General features: G+C 59.6%; 2 protein-coding genes. Both read left to right on the top strand.

The features are described from left to right. A partial coding sequence (locus tag ON37_RS32040; protein WP_040723141.1) for a UTRA domain-containing protein occupies nt 1-311 on the top strand: 311 nt, incomplete at its 5' end. Nucleotides 312-344: 33 nt separating this feature from the next. Beyond that, the coding region (locus ON37_RS33920; RefSeq protein WP_040723139.1) for a glycosyltransferase family protein at nt 345-614 on the top strand (270 nt) is incomplete at its 3' end.

Here is a 614-nt window from a genome sequence, read left to right as displayed (position 1 = left end):
TCTACGACCATGTGGCATCCAACCCCGAATTGCTGGATGAAGACCGCGAGCCATGGCCTGGTGGCACGCAACACCAGCTATTCACCGTCGGTATCGAAGTTGCCACGATCAGAGAGGAGGTTGAGGCTCGTCCACCGACAGTTCACGAAGCCGCCGAGCTCGGAATGCCGACCGAAGGCGTGGCAGTCTTCGACATCCGCAAGACTTCCATCGATACGACCGGCCGTGTGGTCGAAGTTGCCGATGTCGTTCTTCCCGGTGACCGAACGCAACTCGTCTACACGACCAATCTCGCTCTCTGGCCGAGATAGCACACAAGAACCAATCGCCGAAGGGACACGAAGTTGCTTATCTCGGTTCTGACCGCTGTACACCCCGCCGGATCGGCTTTCCTCACCGAGACACGGAAATGCATTGAAGCGCAGGAGCTTCCGTCTGGATGTGAGGTCGAATGGATCCTCCAGGAGGACGGCCCCGCCTCCGACATCGCCTCTATCGCGGATGGCCGGCCATGGATTCGGTATGCCGCCAATGGTGTCAAACTCGGCATCGCCGGTACCCGAAACCTAGCCTTGAGCCGCGCCAAGGGCCAACTGCTCCAGGTTCTTGACGCC

It is taken from the genome of Nocardia veterana NBRC 100344 (assembly GCF_000308855.1).
Lineage (GTDB): Bacteria > Actinomycetota > Actinomycetes > Mycobacteriales > Mycobacteriaceae > Nocardia > Nocardia veterana.
The sequence above is the reverse complement of the archived record's forward strand: the minus strand, read 5'-3'. Positions and strand labels throughout refer to the sequence as shown.